This window comes from Acinetobacter lwoffii (assembly GCF_024129715.1).
Lineage (GTDB): Bacteria > Pseudomonadota > Gammaproteobacteria > Pseudomonadales > Moraxellaceae > Acinetobacter > Acinetobacter lwoffii_U.
Genome location: NZ_JAMXXM010000021.1, coordinates 20,918 through 42,673 on the forward strand (window position 1 = coordinate 20,918; position 21,756 = coordinate 42,673).

At 42.7% G+C, this 21,756-nt stretch carries 25 protein-coding genes; 15 read left to right on the forward strand and 10 right to left on the reverse strand.

Annotated elements, in window-relative coordinates:
- Positions 1 to 95 precede the first annotated feature (95 nt).
- From NI462_RS11935 to NI462_RS11955, 5 genes are all read right to left on the reverse strand, one after another.
- Positions 96 to 1,229 (reverse strand): porin, encoded by a 1,134-nt coding sequence (locus NI462_RS11935; RefSeq protein WP_253160760.1) that lies wholly within the window; start codon positions 1,227 to 1,229, stop codon positions 96 to 98.
- A gap of 344 nt (positions 1,230 to 1,573) precedes the next feature.
- A complete protein-coding gene (locus NI462_RS11940) occupies positions 1,574 to 1,987 on the reverse strand; it encodes an HIT family protein (protein WP_004278705.1) in 414 nt (137 codons plus the stop codon).
- 31 nt (positions 1,988 to 2,018) lie between these two features.
- Positions 2,019 to 2,288 carry a YARHG domain-containing protein gene (locus tag NI462_RS11945; protein ID WP_004278704.1) on the reverse strand — a complete coding sequence of 90 codons (270 nt, stop codon included), beginning with the start codon at positions 2,286 to 2,288 and terminating at the stop codon, positions 2,019 to 2,021.
- Positions 2,289 to 2,375: 87 nt separating this feature from the next.
- On the reverse strand, positions 2,376 to 3,248 hold the full coding sequence (locus NI462_RS11950) for an NAD(P)-dependent oxidoreductase (RefSeq protein WP_253160762.1): 873 nt from the start codon (positions 3,246 to 3,248) through the stop codon (positions 2,376 to 2,378).
- Between the two features lie 69 nt (positions 3,249 to 3,317).
- Positions 3,318 to 4,415 (reverse strand): alpha/beta fold hydrolase, encoded by a 1,098-nt coding sequence (locus NI462_RS11955; RefSeq protein WP_253160764.1) that lies wholly within the window; start codon positions 4,413 to 4,415, stop codon positions 3,318 to 3,320.
- Positions 4,416 to 4,557: 142 nt separating this feature from the next.
- On the opposite strand from NI462_RS11955, the gene NI462_RS11960 reads away from it, so the two are divergent.
- The 9 genes from NI462_RS11960 (at position 4,558) to trpB (ending at position 12,264) form a co-directional block, all read left to right on the forward strand.
- Positions 4,558 to 5,745 carry an O-succinylhomoserine sulfhydrylase gene (locus NI462_RS11960; protein WP_253160766.1) on the forward strand — a complete coding sequence of 396 codons (1,188 nt, stop codon included), beginning with the start codon at positions 4,558 to 4,560 and terminating at the stop codon, positions 5,743 to 5,745.
- Between the two features lie 28 nt (positions 5,746 to 5,773).
- Entirely contained in the window at positions 5,774 to 6,103 is a 330-nt protein-coding gene (locus NI462_RS11965; RefSeq protein ID WP_004278699.1) for a YbaB/EbfC family nucleoid-associated protein, read from the forward strand.
- A gap of 13 nt (positions 6,104 to 6,116) precedes the next feature.
- On the forward strand, positions 6,117 to 6,713 hold the full coding sequence (recR, locus tag NI462_RS11970; protein WP_005100074.1) for a recombination mediator RecR: 597 nt from the start codon (positions 6,117 to 6,119) through the stop codon (positions 6,711 to 6,713).
- A 178-nt stretch (positions 6,714 to 6,891) separates the two neighbouring features.
- Positions 6,892 to 8,034: a ribonuclease D gene (locus tag NI462_RS11975; RefSeq protein ID WP_086044738.1), complete on the forward strand. Its 1,143-nt coding sequence runs from the start codon at positions 6,892 to 6,894 to the stop codon at positions 8,032 to 8,034.
- 130 nt (positions 8,035 to 8,164) lie between these two features.
- On the forward strand, positions 8,165 to 8,470 hold the full coding sequence (locus tag NI462_RS11980) for a YcgL domain-containing protein (RefSeq protein ID WP_004278695.1): 306 nt from the start codon (positions 8,165 to 8,167) through the stop codon (positions 8,468 to 8,470).
- 21 nt (positions 8,471 to 8,491) lie between these two features.
- Positions 8,492 to 8,875: a hypothetical protein gene (locus tag NI462_RS11985; protein WP_253160768.1), complete on the forward strand. Its 384-nt coding sequence runs from the start codon at positions 8,492 to 8,494 to the stop codon at positions 8,873 to 8,875.
- A 20-nt stretch (positions 8,876 to 8,895) separates the two neighbouring features.
- On the forward strand, positions 8,896 to 9,747 hold the full coding sequence (locus tag NI462_RS11990) for an AAA family ATPase (protein WP_005262763.1): 852 nt from the start codon (positions 8,896 to 8,898) through the stop codon (positions 9,745 to 9,747).
- Positions 9,748 to 9,760: 13 nt separating this feature from the next.
- Complete coding sequence (locus tag NI462_RS11995; RefSeq protein WP_253160770.1) at positions 9,761 to 10,948, forward strand: vWA domain-containing protein; 1,188 nt, start codon at positions 9,761 to 9,763, stop codon at positions 10,946 to 10,948.
- A 107-nt stretch (positions 10,949 to 11,055) separates the two neighbouring features.
- Positions 11,056 to 12,264 carry a tryptophan synthase subunit beta gene (gene trpB / locus NI462_RS12000; RefSeq protein ID WP_253160772.1) on the forward strand — a complete coding sequence of 403 codons (1,209 nt, stop codon included), beginning with the start codon at positions 11,056 to 11,058 and terminating at the stop codon, positions 12,262 to 12,264.
- 130 nt (positions 12,265 to 12,394) lie between these two features.
- On the opposite strand, the gene NI462_RS12005 is transcribed toward trpB, so the two are convergent.
- From NI462_RS12005 to NI462_RS12015, 3 genes are all read right to left on the reverse strand, one after another.
- Positions 12,395 to 12,826 (reverse strand): CBS domain-containing protein, encoded by a 432-nt coding sequence (locus NI462_RS12005; RefSeq protein WP_004278688.1) that lies wholly within the window; start codon positions 12,824 to 12,826, stop codon positions 12,395 to 12,397.
- Positions 12,827 to 12,930: 104 nt separating this feature from the next.
- Positions 12,931 to 13,311 carry a DUF2750 domain-containing protein gene (locus NI462_RS12010; RefSeq protein ID WP_253160774.1) on the reverse strand — a complete coding sequence of 127 codons (381 nt, stop codon included), beginning with the start codon at positions 13,309 to 13,311 and terminating at the stop codon, positions 12,931 to 12,933.
- Between the two features lie 151 nt (positions 13,312 to 13,462).
- Positions 13,463 to 13,696 carry an SEL1-like repeat protein gene (locus tag NI462_RS12015; protein ID WP_004278686.1) on the reverse strand — a complete coding sequence of 78 codons (234 nt, stop codon included), beginning with the start codon at positions 13,694 to 13,696 and terminating at the stop codon, positions 13,463 to 13,465.
- A gap of 224 nt (positions 13,697 to 13,920) precedes the next feature.
- On the opposite strand from NI462_RS12015, the gene NI462_RS12020 reads away from it, so the two are divergent.
- Both NI462_RS12020 and NI462_RS12025 read left to right on the forward strand, forming a co-directional pair.
- Positions 13,921 to 14,280, forward strand: a complete 360-nt coding sequence (locus NI462_RS12020) for a hypothetical protein (protein ID WP_004278683.1) — start codon at positions 13,921 to 13,923, stop codon at positions 14,278 to 14,280.
- A 98-nt stretch (positions 14,281 to 14,378) separates the two neighbouring features.
- Entirely contained in the window at positions 14,379 to 14,702 is a 324-nt protein-coding gene (locus NI462_RS12025; RefSeq protein ID WP_004731236.1) for a hypothetical protein, read from the forward strand.
- Here the strand turns inward: NI462_RS12025 and NI462_RS12030 are convergent.
- Together NI462_RS12030 and NI462_RS12035 are read right to left on the reverse strand one after the other, a co-directional pair.
- Positions 14,626 to 16,200, reverse strand: coding sequence for a M16 family metallopeptidase (locus tag NI462_RS12030; protein ID WP_253160776.1), 1,575 nt, complete (start codon positions 16,198 to 16,200; stop codon positions 14,626 to 14,628). The two genes, NI462_RS12025 and NI462_RS12030, sit on opposite strands and share 77 nt — an antisense overlap.
- Complete coding sequence (locus tag NI462_RS12035) at positions 16,200 to 17,609, reverse strand: M16 family metallopeptidase (protein WP_085064683.1); 1,410 nt, start codon at positions 17,607 to 17,609, stop codon at positions 16,200 to 16,202. The genes NI462_RS12030 and NI462_RS12035 overlap by 1 nt, the downstream gene beginning before the upstream one ends.
- Before the next feature lie 177 nt (positions 17,610 to 17,786).
- On the opposite strand from NI462_RS12035, the gene ftsY reads away from it, so the two are divergent.
- The 4 genes from ftsY (at position 17,787) to NI462_RS12055 (ending at position 21,366) form a co-directional block, all read left to right on the forward strand.
- Positions 17,787 to 18,890, forward strand: coding sequence for a signal recognition particle-docking protein FtsY (gene ftsY / locus NI462_RS12040; protein ID WP_004278679.1), 1,104 nt, complete (start codon positions 17,787 to 17,789; stop codon positions 18,888 to 18,890).
- A gap of 177 nt (positions 18,891 to 19,067) precedes the next feature.
- Positions 19,068 to 19,757, forward strand: a complete 690-nt coding sequence (locus tag NI462_RS12045; RefSeq protein ID WP_253160778.1) for a nitroreductase family protein — start codon at positions 19,068 to 19,070, stop codon at positions 19,755 to 19,757.
- A gap of 196 nt (positions 19,758 to 19,953) precedes the next feature.
- Entirely contained in the window at positions 19,954 to 20,547 is a 594-nt protein-coding gene (locus tag NI462_RS12050; RefSeq protein ID WP_004278677.1) for a nitroreductase family protein, read from the forward strand.
- 204 nt (positions 20,548 to 20,751) lie between these two features.
- Complete coding sequence (locus tag NI462_RS12055) at positions 20,752 to 21,366, forward strand: DUF2057 family protein (RefSeq protein WP_180037324.1); 615 nt, start codon at positions 20,752 to 20,754, stop codon at positions 21,364 to 21,366.
- Positions 21,367 to 21,756: the final 390 nt, after the last annotated feature.

Consider the following 21,756-nt stretch of genomic DNA (forward strand, 5'->3'; position numbering starts at 1 on the left):
AATCTTTCTCATCTTATTTATTTTGATAAAAAACAAGCCAAAAAAAGAACATGCTGGAGGCATGTTCTTTTTAAGCTTTGTGAGGGAGACTGGTCTTAGAAGTCGTAACGCATGCCTAGAGAAAGACCGGTTGCATCTTCACCGCGTGTACCGCCTACGTTGTTTGTACGCGCTTGTGCCCATGGTGTAACATTTGAATTCTCATCATTTAGTACAGTTGCCAGGTTTGCATATACACGTACTGTTTTGTCTAAACGGTGTTCAACACCAAGTGCCAATAATGTTGCATTCGCATCATCTGCATCTACATCACGGTGGAACACTTGACCACGTAGATATGTTTTTGGTGCAAATTTATAGTCAGCTGCTACACCAAATACTTGTGCATCTGGGTTTGCTTCAGAATTATCATGTTGAAGGAATTGGTATAAACCACCCAGGTTGAACTCAGGTGTGATTTTGTAAGCACCAGCAATACGGAAACCATCGCGTTCGCCACGACCTGCATCTTCTTCATAATGTTCATAGGCAGCAGCAAAATCAACTTTACCTTCTTTATAGGTTAAAGCGAGGTCGTATGCTTTATCATCGCGATTATCTTTATTGGTAGTAGTTGTGGTTCCCGGTACGACTACTGTTACTGGACCATTCACAGTTTCAATTACAGTAGTTTTTGGTGAAGACGTTGATACGCTATCAGGGCTATTACCTTCGTGTAAAGAAAGTGCTGCTAAAACATTAAAGCCACCGCCAAACTTAGGTGATTTATATTCAATGGTATTGTTATTACGTTCATCAAAACGCAAGTTGCCAGCACGTGTGACGTTACGAACATCACCGACCATATCACCAAAGAAGTTGACCGGGCCACGTGCTACTTTGAATGGGCTGTCAAAACGGCCGATACGCGCTTGACCAAAATCACCTTTTAAACCAACAAAAGTATCGCGAGTTGCAAATTCAACATCATCATTTGCAGAACCACTCGCAAAGTTAATTTCCTGTTCGATTTGACCAAATACGGTCATACCATTTTCTAGTTTTTGTTCAGCTTTAAAGCCTAGGCGTGAAGAGTTTGAAGAAAGACCTACTTCGTTATAATCCTGGCCATCATCCAGATAATCTAAAGAAACGTGTGCACGACCATACACTTTAACATCAGCAGCAGCTGCCATCACTGGTGTTAAAATTGTTGCCCCGATTGCTAATGCAGATAACGTTTTTTTCATGTGTTGCTCCAATAAAGACTTTTTTATTCATCGTCTTAAAAACAAGTTTCAGTATTGTTTTGAAACATCTACTGCTCTATTGGTGCCAAGTATTCATTACAAATAAGTCAATATGATTAAGGAAATATTTCAGAAATATTAAAGACAATCATTGTCTTATTTTTTATAGGATTATGAGTGGGGTAAGCAGGATTGATGCAAATACAGCTAAGCTCGGTATTTGCTGCAAAACTTAAAAATAGGCTAGGTGACTTTTACTGATATTTTATTGGCTTAATCAAGAGTGAAATACATTAGACATAAAAAATGGAGCCGAGGCTCCATTTTTAGGTATTAAGAATAGCTTAAAGGGCAGCTTTAATTTTCTCAGCCAGCGCTTTAATTTTTTCCTGGTCGCCCATTTGTGCTGCATGTTTGCCCAGATTGTGCAAAGAGGTAGGAACCAGATGGAAATGTACGTGTGGTACGGTCTGACCCGCTGCGGCCCCTGATAATTGCATCAGCACGATACCGTCCACACCTAAACCTTTTTCAATGGCTTTTGCAACTTTCTGTACGATCTGAATCGTATAGGCTGCAGCTTCAGGTGGTAGATCCAGTAAAGTGATCGCCGGAGTTTTCGGAACCACCAGAGTATGACCTTCTGCCTGAGGCATGATGTCCATAAATGCAAGAACCTGGTCATCTTCATACACTTTTATCGCAGGAAGTTCACCGCGTAGAATTCGTGCAAAAATATTCTGATCATCATAAGTCATAAGTACATTCCTTGAGCGTCATTAAACTGAATTATTTACAGTTCAATTCTTTCTGACGATCTTTGATCGCGTCAAGACGTTGTTGCTCTTTTTCCGAGAATTTTGGCTTGGTTGTATAGCAATTGTCATTACCAAACTTGGCTTTTGCTTCAGGATCTTTGAAACAGAAACCTTTAGACGCATAAATCACGTCATGATCATTTTTTAATTTTTTGCACTCTTGTTCAGATGCAAGAACCGATGTTGAAGCCCCGAACAAAGTTGCAAAGCCAATTAATGCTGCAACAGAAAATTTCTTCATGAGAGTTTCCTCTGGGTTATCCACTTATATGTGCCTGCCTAATAGTCACAATATGAGGTTTCGTTATCATTATTCAATGGCGAGATATTACTCGATGGTAATATTACTCCATGATTCATACATTTTCACAGCACTGGAAAAATCAATGTTTTTATCCGACAGATTGCTGGCCACCTGAATCAGATTCTGGGTTAAAGAGAGCACAGGCGCAGAAAGTTTGGCCTCACGTGCAAGGTCGATTGCAATACCTGTATCTTTGGCCAAGAGTGGCAGGGCAAAGGTTACAGGAAAACTGCGGTTTAAAATACGCTGTGGCAATACGGTTTCGGTCACCATGCTTTTACCACTGGAGGCATTAATACAATCCAGTGCTTCATGCAGGTTTACCCCATGCGCTTTCAGTGTAGTAAAGCCTTCTGCGACAGCACACAGGTTTACAGCCATTAACATATTATTTACGGCCTTCACTGCAAAACCCGCGCCAGATTCACCGACATGCTTGATCAGTTTGCCAAAAGCCTGCATCGCAGGAAGGGCTTTTTCATAACCCTCTGTATTACCGCCCACCATCACAGTTAACGTGCCATTTTCAGCGCCAATGGTTTGACCGCTGACCGGTGCATCCAGAAAGATTACCCCATGTTCAGCCAGTTGTACTGCCAGTTTTTGGGCAGAATCTGGTACACCACTGGTGCAGTCGACCCAGACTGAACCGGATTTAAGCGGTAAATTTTCCAGAAGTTGTTCTACATCAGCGCTGGTGGGCAGGCAAGAAAAAATCACATCTGCCTGTACGGCCTGTTCCAGTGTGACGGCTTGGGTGCCATATTCGGCAGCATGCTCTTCAGCCTTGTTAAAGCTGCGGTTCCAGACATAGACCGTATCAAAATGCTTGGGCAAATGTGCAGCCATACGAAAACCCATTGCACCTAAGCCGATAAATGCCACTGACTGAATCATGCTATACCCTCTGAATATGTTTAAATCTATTGATAATTTTTAATATTTTTCTGGTGCGAGAAATCTGCTTTAAGCATCAAGCCGTGTAGAGCGCTGCACCAGCCAGGTCGTCATTTTGGGCCAGAATGTATTTGCCGTTTTCTGGTTCGACATTAGTCCAAGATGGCCACCCGGTATAAGAGTAAACGTCTTATCTTGGCTACTTGTCAATTCCATCAAAGGCTTAGCTGACTGTTCTGTGACAATTTGATCGGTTTGACCTGCACCCACCAAGAGAGAACAGCTAATATTTTTAAGATCAACGACACGACCATCTAAAGTGATAGAACCCTGTTTTAAAGGATTTTGCAGCCACAAGTGCAGCACCATGTCCTGATTAATCCCGCCTGGATAATCAATCATCTTATTCAGGAAATTCCCCATAGTGGCATGTTCATAGACATCTTCGACATGGTCCAGATTCAGCAAAAACTGCTTCTGGCTTTTAAGCCAGCCAATCGGATCGAGTAATTTAAAGCCCAAGGCATTTATAATACCCGGCGTATGAATATATTGCTTCGGGATCAGTCCTTGATGAATGGCCTGTTGCAGATTTTTATTTTTAGAAATCAGTTTATTGGTTGTAGAAAAAAGTTTGCCGACACGTCCTGACGCATAACTGTCGATAGGGCTGCCAACCACGATCAGATTTTTGACATGTTCAGGTGAATGCAGGGCTGTATAGAGCGTGACAAACACCCCAGCCATACTCCAGCCGTGCAGGGAAATGAACTGACTGCCCGAATGCTTGCAGATGGTTTCAATGGATTGAGGAATGGCTGCATCAATAAAAGATAAAAAATTCAGGTGGCGGTGCTTAAAGTTAAAGCGTTTCCATTCCACCAGATAGACATCAAAACCGCTATGCTGAAAATGCTTGACCAGAGAGCGATAAGGATACAGATCATAGATATCCATATTAATCGCCAAGGGTGCGATGAAAACCAGAGGCTCCTTATACTTTTTCTCGGGTGAAGCGTAATAGCGAATCTTGCAAAACTCGGTGCCGGCAATATATTCAAAAGGGGTTTTTTGCGACAGGATCAGTGAGGAGGCATTAAACATCCGGGTGCTGAGGTGTTTCAATTTTTTTTGCTGGCGCTGAAAGTTTTGTTTTAACTGAATCATGTAAATAAAATATCCGTATCCGCGGGAGGATTGATCGAAGTCTAGGCAATAATCGCTTATTATGCCTTGACCTGAAATAGCTTAGGCGCTCAAAATGTTGGCAAATTTTTACAAAAGGCAGCCTGAGGGCTGAGGTAAAGCGATGAGCCAGCAAGACGATATTTCTTACCAATTAGAAACTTTAGCCATTCGTACCGGTCATACCCGCACTTTTGAAGGTGAGCATGGCGAACCGATTTTTCTAACATCGTCCTTTGTTTATGAAAATGCTGCAGAAGCCGCAGCCAAATTCTCAGGCCAGGAACCGGGTAATATCTACTCTCGCTTTACTAATCCAACCGTTGCCATGTTTGAAAAGCGTCTGGCTGCTTTAGAAGGTGCAGAGCGCGCCGTCGCCACCAGTTCGGGTATGGCAGCCATTATGGCAGTGATGATGGCATTCTTAAAAGCCGGTGATCATGTGATTTGTTCACGTGCAGTCTTCGGTTCTACGGTTTCCATGTTTGAAAAATATGTCGCAAAATTTGGCGTCAGTGTTGATTTCGTCGATTTGACTGATCTTGATGCATGGAAAAATGCCATTAAGCCTGAAACCAGATTACTGTTTGTTGAATCTCCATCGAATCCTTTAGCAGAAGTAGCTGATATACAGGGACTCGCCGATATTGCGCATGCCAATGATGCTTTACTGGCGATTGATAACAGCTTCTGTACACCTGTGTTACAACAACCACTCAAATTTGGTGCAGACCTGGTGGTGTATTCTGCGACTAAATATCTGGATGGCCAAGGCCGTGCGCTAGGTGGTGCTGTCGTGGGTAATCACAAGCTGCTTGAAGAAATTTTTGGCTATGTGCGTACTACCGGCCCATCAATGAGCCCATTTAATGCCTGGGTTTTCCTAAAAGGCTTGGAAACACTACGTTTGCGTATGCGTGAACATTCAGCAAGTGCACAGCAGCTGGCTGAATTTTTGAATCAGCATCCAAAAGTAGAAAAAGTATATTATGCGGGCCTGCCTGAGCATGTCGGTCATGAAATGGCAGCCAAACAGCAGAGCGGTTTTGGCGGTATTGTGTCTTTTGAAGTGAAAGGTGGCCGTGAGGAAGCATGGACTGTCATCGATAATACCCAGTTTATCTCGATTACCGGCAATCTGGGCGATGTGAAATCAACCATTACCCATCCGGCAACCACGACACACGGTAAACTGTCGCCTGAAGCCAAAGAAGCTGCCGGTATTCGCGAAGGTTTAATTCGCGTATCTGTTGGTTTGGAAGAGATTGGTGATATTATCCAGGATATTCGTCGCGGTTTAGACCTGATTTAATTTTATAAATTCATGTTCGGAGATATTTATGAACATTAACATGTTGATGCAGCAAGCTCAGCGCATGCAGAAAGAAGTTGAAAATAACGTAAAAAAAGCCAAAGAAGAGCTTGCGCAAACTGAAGTGCATGCCGAGGCGGGTGGCGGTCTGGTGAAAGTAACTATGACTTGCCGTAACGTAGTGAAGCGTATCGAAATCAATCCTGAATTACTTCAGGATGATCCAGACATGATCGAGGACCTGATTGCAGCTGCAATGAATGATGCAGCACGTCAGGCAGAAGTGGTATCTGACGAAAGAATGAAAGCAGCGAACTCAGGCATGGGTTTACCGCCTGGTCTTGCAGGTATGTTCTAAGGAAGAATGCGCAATGTTTAGTGATCGTTTTGATCAACTCGTTCAAGCATTACGCATTTTGCCAAGCGTTGGGCCAAAATCGGCTCAACGTATGGCATTGCATATGATCATGAAAAATCGTGAGGGTGCTATTGGTCTGGCACATGCGCTGACTGAGGCAACCAATCACATTCATGAATGTTCAGTCTGTCATTCTCTGACCGAAGACGAAGTCTGCAATATTTGCAGCTCTCTGGATCGTGATGATGAACTGCTCTGTGTAGTGGAATCACCTGCAGATGTCATGGCGATTGAGCAAAGTGGTAGTTTCAGAGGTAAATATCATGTATTGGGCGGACATTTATCGCCACTGGATGGTATTGGTCCCGAAGAAATCGGTATTCCGTACTTATTGCATCGTTTGGCCAATGGTCAGGTGAAAGAAGTGATTCTGGCAACCAATGCCACGGTAGAAGGTCAGGCTACGGCGCATTATCTGGTTGAGGCCAGTAAGCATTTGCCGATCCAGATGACCCGAATTGCCCAGGGCGTACCACAAGGTGGTGAGCTGGAATATGTCGACAGTCATACCTTGAGTCAGGCAGTACATAACCGGATGCGCATGAAGTAAGCTAAGCTTAAATATCTTGTTAGTTTTAATATAAAAAAGATATTAATTAGAATATAAATCCTGATAAGTAAGCGCCATTTTTTAGGAAATAGGGCAGAATTGACGTTATTTTTTATACAAAAATTCTATAGATCAGTTAATATGGATCTATCGAGAATCTAATCTTAGACTCAGTTCTATGTTTCAATTTATTCAACATCAAAACGACTTAACTCATGTACTGAAGCTGATGGATCAGAATTCAGTTTATGGGCTGGATACCGAGTTTATCAAGGTTGATACCTTATGGCCTAAGCTGGGTGTTTTTCAGATTAACGTAGACAACAAGGTCTATTTGTTGGATGGAACCACGCTGGATCTGACTGAGTTCCTTAATAAAATTTTTAACGCACAGCAGAATATTTTTCACGCTTGTAGTGAAGATATCGACCTGATCTATCACTATACCCAGAAGAAATCGCTGAGTAATGTATTTGATACTCAGGTTGGCATGTCTTTTCTTGGGCATGGTCTGCAAGTCAGCTATCAAAATGCATTGAAGCAGATGCTGGAAGTCGATATCGAAAAAGACCAGACCCGTTCTGACTGGTTGGCGCGTCCACTCAGTTCCGAACAGTTGCTCTATGCTGCCAATGATGTGCATTATCTGGTGCAACTGTCAGAGAAAATTAAACAGGATCTGGATTCGAAAGATCTGCTGGATTTTGCCTTGCAAGATTGCCGTTTTCTGACTCAGGAAATTGGCGAAGATACCCCAACTGCCTTGTTGTATCAGGATGTCGGCAATTACCGGCATTCACGCCGTCAGCTGATGCAATTGCAGCAATTAATGGTTTGGCGTGATCAGATTGCCAAAGCACTGAATCAGCCACGCAGTTTCATTTTGAAAAATGCCAGCATGATTGATCTGGTGGAAAAATTTCCGCGCAATAATTTCCAGCTGAGTCATGTGAAAGACATTCGTTCGAATGTGGTTCGTGAGCATGGCAAAACCATTTTAGATTTATTGAAATTCCTGCCGGAGCCGGCAAATTGGCCTTTACGTCTGGCACGTCCAATTCGCCATTCTTCCAAAGATATTGGCGAAAAAATTGATTCAATTATTCAACATGTGGTCAATGAAACCTCGATTCCCAAAGAAGTGCTGATGCGCAAGAAATGGTTGAATGCACTGTATCAGCATGTAGTTTTTCACAAGGATGAACAGGATCTGCCGGATTATCTGCTTGGGTGGCGCTATGAGTTATTAACTCGGCCACTGATTCAGGTATTGCATCAGGACGAATCTTATCTGTCTACCCAGATGAAAGTTAGCGAGTGATTGGCTACAGGAATGGTTAAAGAAAAAGCAATTATACAAAATCACGACTGATGCATGAGACGTGGCTAATGTTTCTGTCTTTTTTTTGATGTATCCTTGCGGTTGTTTTTCCAGAAAAGTCGTTTGAAATATGCAAGTGTCTATCTACAAATCCAGTAAAAAAAGTGAAATGTATCTGTATGTGGCGCGTCCTGCGAATGAAAGCGAAGCTGAAACATTCGAACCTTTAAGCGTATTGACTGAAGCAGTACAGGCAGCATTTGGACGTGCGACTTTTGTCATGCATCTTGAATTAAGCGAATCACGTAAACTGGCACGTGCCAATGTCTTGCATGTCATGGATTCTATTGAAACTCGCGGTTTCTTCCTGCAAATGCCGCCAGAAGGCTTGATTGATCCAAATGCTGTGGCACCAGAAGGTTTACGCGGTGCTTAATGTTAATTCAGGAGTTGTGAAATGAATGGTTATGTGGCTGTATTAGACTCAATTCCTGAACAGAGCATTGCCGTTGCAGTTTATCTGCTCGGCAGCCTGATTGCTTTATGGTGCTGGTATAGCGTAACCAAGCGTCTGCCTAAACCTATGGGCGGTTTTTTGTGGATTGTGGCCTTTGCCATTCTATTGACACCGACGGTATCCGAGGGGGCGAATGCATCCATTGCACCCGCGATCTTTGGTCTGTTATTTGGGGTGCTAACCAAAGAGCAATCCCTGGTTTGGATTAATGCGTCACTTATTTTATTTGTCATTGGGATTGGATCTGTGATTGGCTATTGCTGGTCGACCTATGTGTCGAACAAAAGCAATATTCGTGTTCACGAGAAAAGTTCACCGCTGTAAGTAAAAAATAAGGTTCAATCATGTCTGCTGATATTCAACAATTTTCAGGTACCGATCAGTACATCGCGACTGACAGTTTAAAACTTGCGGTGAAAGCTGCACGCAGTTTGCAAAAACCGTTGCTGGTCAAAGGTGAGCCGGGTACAGGTAAGACTTTACTGGCCGAGCAAGTTGCAGAAAGTCTGGGTTTGGAACTGATCACCTGGCACATCAAGTCTACTACCAAAGCACAGCAAGGTCTGTATGAATATGATGCAGTATCGCGCTTGCGCGATAGCCAGTTGGGTGATGACCGTGTCTATGACATCAAGAACTACATCAAGCCGGGCAAATTATGGGAAGCGTTTACCAGTGAAGAGCGCTGTGTCCTGTTGATTGATGAAATTGATAAGGCAGACATCGAGTTTCCAAATGACTTGCTGCATGAACTCGATAAAATGTCGTTCTATGTGTACGAGACTGGCGAGACCATTACGGCAACTCAGCGCCCAATCGTGATCATTACCTCAAATAATGAAAAAGAATTGCCAGATGCTTTCCTGCGTCGTTGCTTCTTCCATTACATCGAATTCCCGGATGAAGCCACCATGCGTGAAATCATCGATGTGCATTTTGCCAATATCTCGACCACATTGGTCAATGAGGCTTTGCAAGTCTTCTTTAAATTACGTCAGATTCCGGGTTTAAAAAAACCACCTTCAACTTCTGAACTGATCGACTGGCTCAGCCTGCTTATGGCTGACGACATGCCGGAAGATATTCTGCGCAATACTGATAAATCCAAAGCAATTCCGCCCCTGTACGGCGCATTAATCAAGAATGAGCAAGATGTGCAGTTGCTCGAACGTCTAGCATTTATGTCACGTCGTTAAGGGAGAAACACGCATGTTTGTGCGACTGTTTTATACCTTACGCAAATACGGCGTGCCGGTATCGACCCGCGAACTGATTGACCTCAATCAGGCAGTTGCCGCAGGACTGGTCTTTGCCGATCAGGACGAGTTCTATCAGCTTGCCAAAACTATAATGGTCAAGGACGAGCGCTATTTCGACAAGTTCGATCGCGCCATGAAAGACTATTTTGATGGTATCGCGACCTTTGATCTGGATGAGCTGCTAAATCAGGTGCATAAGCTGCCCAAAGACTGGTTCGATCTCGAATTGCTCGAGAAGCATCTGACCCCGGAGCAGCGCGAAGAGCTGAAAAAGGCCGGATCGCTGGAAGAACTGATGAAAATGCTGGAAGAGCGTCTGCGCGAACAGCATAAAAAACATCAGGGCGGTAACAAGATGGTTGGTACCGGTGGCACTTCACCCTTTGGTGCCTATGGCGATCATCCCGAAGGTGTGCGTATTGGCGGGCCGGGGCGTAAGCGTTCTGCGGTGAAAGTCTGGGAGCAGCGTCAATACCGCAATCTGGATGATGAACAGATTTTGGGTAGCCGTCAGATGCAGATGGCATTGCGCCGTTTGCGTAAGTTTGCCCGTCAGGGTGCAGCCGAAGAGCTGGATATTGATGGTACGATTCGTGAAACGGCCAAGCAGGGCATTCTGGATGTGCAACTGGTGCCGGAGCGTCGTAACCGTATTAAAGTTTTAATGCTATTTGATGTTGGCGGTTCGATGGATGCGCATATTGCCCAGTGTGAAAAGCTGTTTAGTGCTGCGAAAACCGAATTCAAGACCCTGGAATATTTCTATTTTCATAACTGTCTGTATGACTATGTCTGGAAAGATAATGTCCGTCGTTCCAGTTCACGCATGAATACTTGGGATTTGTTCAATACCTATGGCCGCGATTACCGCGTGATTGTGGTCGGGGATGCCAGTATGGCACCGTACGAGCTGAATTCTGTCGGTGGTTCGGTTGAGTATATGAATGATGAAGCTGGACAGGTCTGGTTGCAGCGTCTGCGTCAGCATTTTGATAAAACTGCCTGGCTGAATCCTGAAGAAGAAAAATACTGGCATTACACCCATACCATTGGTCTGATCCAGCAAATATTTGAAAATCATATGTTTCCAATGACATTGAAAGGCATTGAAGACATGACCAAATATCTGGCACGTTAATTCCATTTATCTATAAGTGACTTTAGTTAGAGTTATTAGTGATTTAAAACAAATTATTCTAGTATAAAGTCACTCATTATCTCTTATTTAGAATTTCAGGCATGATTATGACTCATCAAATTAATGGTATTGCGTTACCGAATGAAGAGGGTTTTTTTGGTCAGTATGGCGGTCAGTTTATTCCACCTGATCTGAAACAGGCCATGGATGATATTAATGTGGCCTATCAGGAAATTCGTCAGACTGAAGAATTTCAGAATGAATTGAAAGACCTGTTTGCCCATTATGTCGGTCGTCCAAGTCCTTTATTTCATGCCAAACGTCTTTCTGAACAGCTCGGTGGGGCACAGATTTATTTAAAACGTGAAGATCTGAATCATACCGGCGCACACAAGATCAATCACTGTCTAGGTGAAGCACTACTTGCCAAATATATGGGCAAGACCAAAGTCATTGCAGAAACAGGTGCAGGGCAGCATGGTGTTGCTTTGGCAACTGCATGTGCCTTGGTGGGTATCCCATGTGAAATTCATATGGGCCAGGTGGATATCGAAAAAGAACATCCAAATGTTGTGAAAATGAAGATTCTGGGTGCCAAGCTGATTTCTGTGGCTCGCGGTACAGCCACACTCAAAGATGCAGTCGACAGTGCTTTTGAAGAATATTTAAAAGACCCGAAAAACTACATCTATGCCATCGGTTCGGTGGTTGGACCGCACCCATTCCCGATGATGGTTCGTGATTTTCAGTCGATTATCGGTGATGAAATTAAAGTTCAGGCGAATGAGCGTTTTGGTGCAAATCCTGATTATGTTGTTGCCTGTGTTGGTGGTGGTTCTAATGCAGTGGGCGCATTCACTGCATTTTTAAATGAACCAGATGTGAAACTGGTAGGCGTTGAGCCGGCAGGTCATGGTCTGGATACTGACAAGCACTCAGCAACATTGACTTTAGGTAAACCGAGCCAGTTACACGGGATGGCCTGTTATGTGCTTGAAGATGAACAAGGCGAGCCATTGCCAGTGCATTCAATTGCTTCTGGTCTGGATTATCCGGGTGTGGGGCCGCAGCATAGCTTGCTTAAAGATTTGGGTCGGGTTGAGTATACGACTGCAACCGATCAGGAATGTCTGGATGCATTTATGACCTTGTCCCGTGTAGAAGGGATTGTGCCTGCACTAGAAAGTTCGCATGCGGTGGCTTGGGCCATTCGTGAAGCGGGTAAATTGCCAAAAGATACCAAAATTGTGGTGAACTTATCGGGTCGTGGTGATAAAGACTCAGATTACGTCGCAGAAAAATTAGGTCTAAACTGATTTTATTCAGAATGTTCATATAAAAAAATCCCGATACACGTACCGGGATTTTTTATGCATCAGATATAAAACTTTATCTTGATGTCACTTAAATGATCTTCAAATGCCTTAGAGAAAGCTAGATGATGTTTTAACCTGAGATATATTGCTGTAACTGTTCAATCAATTTACGTTGGTCATCCATGGCGGCCTTGACCAAATCCCCAATTGAAATCAGACCGATCAGTTTTTCATGTTCGACCACGGGTAAGTGGCGTAGGTGGCGTTCAGTCATCAGAGATAAACAGTCTTCTACGCTAGTAGCTGTATTTACGGTAATCACTTTAGAGGTCATGATCTCATTAACAGTGGTGTCGAATGAGGTTCTTTGCATCAGCGCGATTTTACGAGTGTAATCCCGCTCTGACAAAATCCCCACCACGTTGTCTTCATGGGTTACCACAAGCGCCCCGATTCCTTTATCCGCCATCAAGGTGATGGCCTCTAAAACGGTAGAATCTGGACGGATGGTATAAATAGCTTGATGCATTTTTTCACTGAGCACCTGTGCCACATTGGTCATGCTTAATCATCCTTATTGGTCAATTTATTATTAATCCTAGAGTATGTATTCAACCTGAACATCTCTAAGTGTTTAGGTTTTAGTCTTTATAAATAGCATGTTATTTAAGCAATGTGCAGTCTTTGTTGCGAAAAAAACAGATGACGCATCTGTGCAGCAGTCAGTTTGAGTTTGGTTCCATTGGTGTTGAGCAGCGCTGGCGTAACATTCAGTCGCGACAGGGTCGGCAATAACGCATTTTCAAAATCTTCAGAATTGATTTTACGCGGGATGTAATCCGGCCAATGTTGCTGGGCATAATTTTTAGCATCCAGCGGATTGAGCCAGAATGGAAAGATACAATCTTCCTGGTCACGCATCATCGCCCAGCCTTGGTGATATGCGCCCCATAGCTCGCCACAATTCATCAAAGATTTAAGCATCGTGATCTTTAACAGAAAGTTTTTGCAGATCGGATCAATTTGAATAATTTTTCGTGGTTTCATTAGAATAAAGTGCTATTGGAGTTCAGGCTCTATTCTAGGAACTTTATATGAAATTACTGTTTCAGCTTTGCAAGGATTCGTAAGAAAATATGTATTGATTGCTATTTATTGAAAAAAGGGCTGAAAAAAACGCCACCTAGGTGACGTTTCTTTATGCTTGCATGGTGGCCATGTTTTGCCAGTACTGGGCTTTGAGTGAATCTCGTTCTACACGAAAACCTTGATAATAAAGTTCTGCTAAAAAGAGCGCTGCTTTACCATGGCCTGCACGAGCGGCTTCTTCAAGCTGTTTTACCGCATCAGCAAAGTTCATTTGCGATTGAATGGTATTCACGGCATCTGCGTACAGATGTTCCAGATCGTGTTGAGAGAGTTGTTGTATCATATAAAAACTCCTTAATTTTAATTATGATTACAGGATAGACTATTTAGTCTAAATACAAATATAAATTAGTATTGTTAAACTAATATTACAAAATAATGGAAAAGTCAACTATTCGATTTTATTTGTTTACTTCAGTTATAGTTTAACTGATTAAACTATACACAACTATAAATATTATTAAGCTACATTGTAAATGGATAGCAAACAATAAGGAGAAGGCCATGATGACAAGAACTTTAGATGGTGTGAAATTTGATATGCCTCCGACTGCAGGTCAAATTATGGAACTTGCCGATTTGCATCGTAAAAAACTCGATCAAGCTATATTCAGTAAATATACCCATCTAGGTGACTATGGGCTGGCACAACGTAAAGAAGTCTACGACTTTACCCGGGCGCTGGACGAAAACCAGCGTGAGCAGTTTTATAAACTCTATAATGGTGAGCTGGTCCGCATTGCAGATGAGGATCGCTTACATCCGCCTGAAGCAGAAGCCGGTTTAAGTAAATTTGCAATTGCACTGGTATTACTTGTTGTTGCATTGGTGCTGTATTCAACAATTATTACCAGAATAATGAATTAATGCCCAAAATAGCAGGATTCAGCTCTTGTGAATATTCAGTGCGCTGACTTGAACTTATGTAACTACGACCATACACTACCTCTAACCTGAGGTAGTGTATGTCTATAGATACAGAAAAACTAAGCCAATTTTTCAGCAGAATCAAACTGGAACAGATTTATAACAGTGTGGTTATTTTTATTATTGCGGTCATTCTACTTTTAGCCGCATTTGCTTTATATCGTCCGCTTAGCCTTTCCCAAGTCACCCAGATTCAACAACTGTCTAAACAGCAAAACCTTCCCCAAACCCAAGATATGGCACTCGCCTTGTTAGAGCAGCAGCATATCCGTCGTGGGCAGTACCTTAAATTGATGCAGGCTTATCAGCAGGAATCGCTTCGGGCACGTCAGCTTCCGCCGGTCTCTGTGGAGATGCCTTAGGCATAGGATTTGTTGGTAAGTAATAATTGGCATCCATTAAATTCTGTTCCAAACGCATTTTCAAAGCATTTTGATCCAGTTCTTTATTGACAACGACCAGGGTTAAGCGATCAGGATGAAAATGCTTGCGCACTGCATTTTGTACATCTGCCGCTGTGATTTTAGCCAAGCGTTCTGGATAACTGGATAAATAATCAGTTTGCTCACTATAAAAACCCATATTGCCTAGCTGGGCATTAATGGTGGCATTACTGCTGTAATTATTAGGAAAAGCACGTAACATGCCTGCTTTGGTTTCTTCCAGACGCTGAGTATCAATAGGTTGGCTGACAAAGTGGATAAATGCTTGATGTGCGACCTGAATGCTGTCTAGCAGTTGATCCTGACGCGTGGAATACTTAAAGCTGAATACGCCGGGTGCCTGACTAAAGCTCAATGAACTATAAGCGCCATAAGTAAAACCACGTTTCACCCGTAGTTCCTGCATCAATACTGCATTAAATCCGCTACCGCCAAACATGCGATTGGCGACTTCTAAAGCCAGTTTATCTTCAGTAAAGCGGGTTGGGCCTAAATGCCCAAAGGTGACATGCGCCTGAGACGAGTTATAGGGTAGATGTACCACTTCAAAACCAGATTGAATTTCAGGCTGTGGCAATGCTTCTGCTTTTTGCCCTTGAGGTAAGTTGCCGGCAATTCGTTCAGACAGTTCGAGTGCCTGTTTCGGGCTGAGTTTGCCAGTAATGGCAATATTCATATTTTGCGCCACCAAAAACTGATCACGAAATTTTTTCAATAATTCTGCATTAATTTTCTTGGTGCTGCCTTGGGTGCCGCTGATTGGTTCTGCATAAGGGTGCTGACCATATAAAGCGCGATAAAAACGGATATCCATCAGTCGGCTTGGGTTTTCCTGCAGCTGTTTTTGTCCCACTTGGGTATTGCTTAAAGCCAGATTAATGCTGGATGGTTTAAATGATGCATTCTTGAGAACCTCCATCAGCATGCCCAATGCGGGTTCCAGTTTTTCCGGGTCTGAAAGCGTACGCAGACGAACCACAAACATATCCCGATAGGCTTGTACGCTGAATTGTGCTCCGGTTTGGTCAAAAACTTCCGCCACCTGATTGGCGCTATATTTGTCGGTTCCTTCACGCATCAACTTGGCTGCCATATTGGATAGACCATATAGGCCTTTGGCAATTTCCTGATCACGGGCCGAACCGGCATTAAAGGTCAGCTGGATATCTACCATGGGAAGATCTTGCGTTTCAACAAACAGCGTGCGTACTTTGTAGCGATTGTTTAGATCATGAATATAAGGCGCCTGAAAATCCCGTTGCTGATTAATATTTTTTAAGCTTTGCAGCAAAGGGATAGACTGTAACTGACTCGGATTATCATTTTGGTTAGGCTGGGGATCCAGATAGTTTTCTGCATGGGTAGCCGAGCTAAGACTTAAAATTGAAATAAGCAAAAATGAACGAAGTTGAAGCATTATAATCCCCGTTGCTGGGTGTTTTGTTCAGGAGAGAGATAAAGCGTGCTGAGATTTTCACGTACAAAATAGGCGTTTGCGACACGCTGGATATCCTGAACGCTGACACTTTCAAAGTGTTTCGGTAATTCATCCATCAGGCGATAACTCAAGCCATTGACCTCTAGATTTCCAATCATTTTGGCTTGTCCGGCAATATCATCCTGGCTATAGATCAAATTGGAAATAAAGCGGGTACTGATACGATCCACTTCCTGTTGGGTCATCGCTGTAGTTTTAAGTAAATCCACTTCATCCTGAATTGCTTGTTGTGCTTCTTGCAAAGAGATGCCCGGCGCAGGTAAGGCAGAAATACCAAACAGGCTGTCGCCGCGATTATAGGGATCATAAGAAACGCTGACAGAGGTCAGAATTTTACGATCACGTACCAATCGGTCTTGCAGGCGCGAAGAAATGCCACTGTCCAAAAGACTGCGAATAATGGTCAAGGCATACGCATCTTGGGGGTTTTTTGCAGTGCCGAGGGATTTTACATTCCAGGTCATGTACAGATTGGGCACCTGAACATTGCTATTAATTTCCATATGGCGATAACCCAAACGCTCAAACTCCAGTACATCATTGCGTGCTGGTGTTGGACGTGCGGGAATGTCAGCAAAATATTTTTGTACCTGAGCCAAAGCAGCTTCAGATTCTACATTTCCAACAATCACCAAAATGGCATTATTCGGACTGTACCAGTCCCGATACCATTTTTTGACATCATTCAACTGAATATTATTCAGGGTTTTCATGTGCCCAATCACCGGCTGGCGATAATGACTGGTCGGATAACTGACCCATTTAAACCGTTCAAATGCTTGCGCCCGCGGATTGTCATCGGTACGCTGGCGCCGTTCTTCCATGACGACTTTAATTTCTGGCTCGAAGTCCTGCTGCCGCAATAATAAATTGCTCATACGGTCAGACTCAAGTTCCAGGGCCATAGGAAAATAGGCCTTAGGATACAGCTGATAATAATTGGTGTAATTGGTAAAGGTGGCCGCATTGATACTGCCGCCATAAATCCGGCTCAGACGGGTAAATTCGTCATTTGGCACTTTATGAGTGCCTTTGAACATCATATGTTCAAGCGCATGTGATACCCCCAGAATATTTCCAGATTCATCGCTGCTGCCGACTTTGTACCAAATCTGTGTCATTACCATGGGCGCACGATGGTCTTCCCGAATGATGACTTTTAAACCGTTACTTAAAGTGGTTTCAAAAGTAGTGCGTGACAATTCGCTTCGGGTTTGTGCCTGGGCCGGGCCAAAGCTCAGACTAAACAATACCGCTGCACCGAGTGGATAAAGCGTCTGTTTGATCATTTGCGAGAAAGAGGAGATAGTCGAAAAGGTGATGAACACTAGATCTCCTGAAATAGGCATTTGTATTTAGCGTTATTTTTAATAAATGTGTGCTTGAAAGCAACCGAGAGCTGTAGCTTTTTGGTATGTTTGTCCAGCATTTCCATTGCTAGCTGCAAAGCAGGCAAGTTATGGTAGAATCTGGGTTTTTAACGCAATGCTTTTCAAGGATTCGGCATGCAACAGCAATCTAATGGGCAAAACAAATTTTTGATTGATGCTGATATCGGAGATGATGATGTCACATTACCGAGCTTACCTGCGGTCAATGTGCCTATTGTAGAAACGCCAAGCGAAACAGCTGTAGTTTCTGCACCTGTCGAAACAGAAACTGAAAATGAAGATTCTGCGGCGAAAGGTGGCTTCTTTAGCCGTATGAAAGTGGGTTTAACCAAAACCCGTAAAAACCTTGCCGATGGGATGGTCAATATCCTGATTGGCGGTAAAGAAATTGATGATGAATTATTAGAAGAAGTCGAAGAGCAGCTTCTGGTGGCAGATATTGGCGTGGAAGCAACCAAGACCATTATTGCTAACCTAACTGAACGTACAGCACGTGGTGATTTGATCTACTCGCATTCACTCTATAAAGCGCTTCAGGAAGAACTGGTGGCTTTATTGGCACCACGAGTAAAACCGCTGCATATTGATCCAAATAAATCGCCTTATGTGATTCTGGTGGTTGGTGTGAATGGTGTCGGTAAAACGACTACCATTGGCAAGTTGGCAAAGCGTCTGCAAGGTGAGGGCAAGACTGTCATGTTGGCAGCAGGCGATACTTTCCGTGCAGCTGCAACGGAACAGCTACAGATCTGGGGTGAGCGTAATAATATTGCGGTTGTTGCTCAGGGTCATGGTGCAGATTCAGCTTCAGTGATTTTCGATGCTTTTGAAAGTGCGCGTGCCAAAGGTGTGGATGTATTGATTGCAGACACAGCGGGCCGTTTGCATAACAAAGGTCATTTGATGCAGGAATTGACTAAAGTAAAACGTGTAATGCAGAAAATTGATGCCACTGCACCTCATGAAGTGATGTTGGTGGTCGATGCCGGTACTGGTCAGAATGCTATTAATCAGGTCGAGATGTTTGATGAGGCGGTAGGCTTGACGGGCTTAACTATTACCAAACTTGATGGTACTGCCAAAGGTGGGGTACTGTTTAATATCGCCAGTCGTACTCATGTGCCGATTCGCTTTATTGGTGTGGGTGAAAAAATTGATGACCTGCGTCCATTCTCTGCCAAATCTTTTGTTGCTGCATTATTTGAAACTGAAAAATAAATAATGTGCAATGCTTCACATAAACTCCGCCAAGTGCGGAGTTTGTTGTTTTTGGCTGGTTTGAGTGTTGTAAAAACCGACAGTAAAACCACCACTAAATCTGCCCATCTTGATAAAGGCCTTATAATTGTAGGGGATTTTCTAAGCTGATTTGGCTTGTTTTTTGTGGGGTAGAAAATGGCATTGCTAAATAAGATTGGTCAGGTATTAACAAGCGATATAACCAAGGATTTTAAATTTTCAAGAAAAAATAAACTGAATGGTGATTTAGAACTGACTTTTGTCGATCAATTGAAAAAGCGCCGTAGTATCGATCAACTCGGTAAGCGGGTACATTATAGTCAGACTTATCTTGGCGAAATCATTCAGGAAGCAGTGCGCAGTTGCCCTTCGGCTTATGATTCTCAAACTACGCGCATTGTGGTGTTATTTGCAGATTCTCATCATCAATTCTGGGAAATTGTGAAACAGGTGCAGCGTCAGTATATGCCGGCACATATTTACGAAGGAATTGAAATCAAGTTGAATCAATGTGCTGCGGCCTATGGCACGGTTTTATTTTATGAAGATCAAGCCGTGATTCAACAATTACAAAAGAAAATGCCATTAAATAGTGAGGATTTTCCAGCATGGTCGGAACAAACTTCCGGTATGGCGCAATTTGCCGTATGGACGACGCTGGCAGATTCTGGCTTAGGGGCATCCTTACAGCACTATAATCCACTGATTGATGAAAGGGTCGCAGAGCATTTTCAGATTGAAAAGAACTGGTTGTTACGCGCACAACTTTGCTTTGGGTCAATTGAACAAACAGTAGCAGAAAAATTACAAAAACCGGATCAGCATCGTTTCAAAGTATTTGATTAAAAGTTTATAGAACACTTTATATGTGACAGCATGGAAGCTGCGGATAAAATCAGATACAAATACGCTACTCAGATCTAAATCTGATTGTTCTATAAATAAAACACATTGTTATCGAAATGCACCTGTCTTGGGTGCTTAAAGCACGTAATATAACTTTATCGATTTTCAAATAACCAAAATATACAGAGGTGGGTTCATGGCATTTTTAGATCAAATCAAACAACGCCGTAGCATTTATTCAATTGGAAAAAATGTAGAGCTGGATCAAGCAGAAATTGAGAAAATCATTAAAGATGCGGTGAAGCACAGTCCGTCATCTTTTAACTCGCAAACCTCGCGTGTGGTGATTTTATTTGGTCAATCACATGATACTTTCTGGCATATTGTACGTGAAACTTTACGTGATCTGGTTTCAGCAGATGCATTTGAATCAACCAATAGCAAGATCAATGCTTTTGCTGCAGGTTATGGTACCGCACTGTTTTATGAAGACCAGAACGTAGTGAAGTCGATGCAGGAGCAGTTTGCACTTTATGCCGATAACTTCCCGGTCTGGTCTGAGCATTCTTCTGCTATTGCACAGTTTGCAACCTGGACCGCTTTGGCAGAAAGAAATATTGGTGCTTCATTACAGCACTACAATCCAATTATTGATGAAGAAGTCGCACAAACTTTCGAGATTCCATCTCACTGGAAACTTCGCGCTCAACTGGTATTTGGTTCGATTGAAGCTCCTGCAGGTGAAAAAACCTTTATGGATGATGCAGAGCGCTTTAAGACTTTTGCATAAATGATTTTAGATCATAAAAAAAGAAGCAATTTGATGCTTCTTTTTTTATGTCTTAGAGTTGTATTTGAATATGATGGGGTATATTTAGCCAAATAAATGCTAAGAACACAGGCTGTATCGCTCCAGCCTTTGTCATAAGATTGTCATTTAGACGCGGCATAGTGCGGCTAATTTTTAATAAACAACCAAAAATGAGTAAAGGATATGGATTTACGTATTGCGGCAACTGCAGCAGTGTTTCTGTTTAGCACATCAGTTTTTTCGGCAGTGACCGTCACAGTACCTGAAGAAATAAAAATTGTTGCCGTAAATGATCAGGAGGTGAACTCGGGTCTATTGCGTTCTAATCAGACTTATAGCTTGGATGCAGGTATAAATGCGATCAGTGTGCGCTATAACGAATTTTTTCAGCATTCAGACAATTCACATGATATTTTAAAGTCAGGTGTGGTTACGGTAAAAACACCAAGCCTTAAAGATGGCGAAACTTATCGTTTAGCACTCATTCAGGCGCCTAAAGATTTTGATGCAGCGCAAAAATATAAAAATCAGCCCATTATTGGGCTATATGATGCAAAAAATCAGCTCCTAGTCCAGCAGACGGGCGCTAAAGATGCAGCGAAACCATGGTTTGGAAATCGCGTGTTGACTAAAAAATTAGATATGACGACTCAAGTTGCGACACCAGTTCATCAACCGGCAGCTGTATATACTCAGTCAGCAGACCAGAATGATCAGCAGCTGATTCAATTATGGCAAAAGGCTTCTAAAGCTGAGCGTCAAAAATTTATGACTTGGCTGGCTGAGCAGGCAAATTAAAATATTTTGATGAAGAATCAAAAAGATCACCATTAGGGTGATCTTTTTTTATGAGATGAGGGCTAGAAAATTAACATTTGCTTAAACTTTTCATGCGGAATTAGCTAGAAAAACGCAAAAAAAGTGTTAAAAATAGCCTTTTAGATTAAAAAATAAACGTATGGTTGGTTTTTTTGGATATTTTTAAGAAAATCCCTTGCGCTCGTTTTGAAACTGTATAGAATACGCAGCACACCAACGCAATGCATGAAACGAAACGTTAAATGATTGGGTTGGAGCTTAAAACTGATGAGGTTTTAAGAAAGATCATTAAGAGATTATGAAGAACAACTTGTGTGGATTTTTACTGGTTGATCGATCGAAATTATTTTCATTGATTGATGGTAGAAA